Genomic DNA, 1,130 nt, shown 5'->3' with positions numbered 1-1,130 from the left:
GGCGGGACCGGCCCCTCGGCCGTTCGGACGGCGTGGGATTCGGCGCGTCCCGGCCGGGATGCGCCGAGCGTGCGGGACGGAGCACGATACGTAAGCACCGTACACCGGAACGGAAATGACAGCCGGGGCGTACGGCGCTACCGTCTTGACGTCGGCCAGCAAGGCCGGGACGGCCGGTCCGGCCGGACCGGCCGTCCCGGAGGAGGAACGTTGGAGTCGCAGGGCGAGCAGCGCACAGGACTGTTGTTCGGCTTCGCCGCCTACGGGATGTGGGGCCTGCTACCGCTGTACTGGGCTCTGCTGGAGCCCGCCGGCGCCACCGAGGTCCTGGCCCACCGGATGGTGTGGTCGCTGCCCACCGCCCTGGTCATCCTGGCCGCGCTGCGCCGCTGGGCCTGGGTGCGCCCGCTGCTGCGCGACCCCCGCAAGCTCGGGCTGGTCGCCCTGGCCGCCGGATTGATATCGGTCAACTGGGGGTTGTTCATCTGGGCGGTCGGGAGCGGGAAGGTCATCGAGGCGTCACTCGGCTACTTCATCAACCCGCTGATATCCATCGCCTTCGGCGTCCTGCTGCTGCGCGAACGACTGCGGCCCGCCCAGTGGGTGGCCGTCGGCATCGGGGCGCTGGCGGTGGGTGTGATGACCGTCGCGTACGGCCGACTGCCCTGGCTCTCGCTCGCCCTGGCCGTCACCTTCGCGCTCTACGGGTTGATCAAGAAGGGCGTCCGGCTGGACGGGGTGGCGGGCTTCGGGGCCGAGACGGCCGTGCAGTTCCTGCCCGCCGTCGCCTTCCTGGTCTTCCTGGCCTCGCGGGACGAGGCCACCTTCGCCACCGAGGGGGCCGGGCACGCGCTGCTGCTCTCCCTGGCCGGGCTGGCCACCGCACTGCCGCTGATCTTCTTCGGCGGGGCGGCCGTACGGCTGCCGCTGTCCACGATCGGCCTGCTGCAGTACCTGGCGCCCGCCTCGATGTTCCTGCTGGGCCTGCTGGCCTTCGACGAGGAGATGCCGCCCGAGCGCTGGGCCGGCTTCCTGCTCGTCTGGGCCGCACTGTGCCTGCTCACCTGGGACGCTCTGCACACCGCGCGCCGCCCCGCACCACCTGCTGGCCGAGGGCGCGGTGCTGGGGG

At 72.3% G+C, this 1,130-nt stretch carries 1 protein-coding gene; it reads left to right on the top strand.

Going from position 1 to position 1,130, the window contains the following annotated elements:
- Nucleotides 1-267: 267 nt before the first annotated feature.
- Nucleotides 268-1,130: EamA family transporter RarD (gene rarD / locus AC2CJA_RS26790; protein WP_484605226.1), on the top strand; the 863-nt coding region annotated here is incomplete at its 3' end.

Source organism: Streptomyces sp. ATLC9, assembly GCF_057196705.1.
The sequence above is the reverse complement of the archived record's forward strand: the minus strand, read 5'-3'. Positions and strand labels throughout refer to the sequence as shown.